Here is a 653-nt window from a genome sequence, read left to right as displayed (position 1 = left end):
AGCGACGCTTTCAGGTTGCTGCCGACGGTCGTCGCCGTATAGATACGCTGGTAGGTGCCCCCGCTATTTTCCGTCCAGCTGCTGCCTGGCTTCGCGGTGGCATGCTGCACGGTGGTGGTGTCCGCCAGGGAGCCTGCCAGGCCGCTCACGCCGTTGCCTTCCGCATCCCTGAGGGTCACCGTGACCGTCATGTCCGCACCGGCCTCATAACTGGTGGCATTGGTGGTGATGGTGCCGCCCGTCTGTACCGGTGCCCCCTGGGTGATGGCGTAGGCCGCCGACTCAGAAGCAGCATCCCAGGCAGAGAGCTGCAGCGACGCTTTCAGGTTGCTGCCGACGGTCGTGGCCGTATAGATACGCTGGTAGGTGCCCCCGCTATTTTCCGTCCAGCTGCTGCCTGGCTTCGCGGTGGCATGCTGCACGGTGGTGGTGTCCGCCAGGGAGTCTGCCGCGCCGGTCACGCCGTTGCCTTCCGCATCCCTGAGGGTCACCGTGACCGTCATGTCCGCACCGGCCACATAACTGGTGGCATTGGTGGTGATGGTGCCGCCCGTCTGTACCGGTGCCCCCTGGGTGATGGCGTAGGCCGCCGACTCAGAAGCAGCATCCCAGGCAGAGAGCTGCAGCGACGCTTTCAGGTTGCTGCCGACGGT

1 pseudogene is annotated in these 653 nt (G+C 65.5%); it reads right to left on the bottom strand.

From position 1 onward, the window contains the following. A pseudogene (locus JK154_RS17610) lies at positions 1 to 653 on the bottom strand (invasin); the annotation flags it as partial.

The sequence above is a fragment of the Citrobacter sp. JGM124 genome, assembly GCF_018257795.1.
Classification (GTDB): Bacteria; Pseudomonadota; Gammaproteobacteria; order Enterobacterales; family Enterobacteriaceae; genus JGM124.
This window is presented reverse-complemented; position numbering and strand designations above follow the sequence as displayed.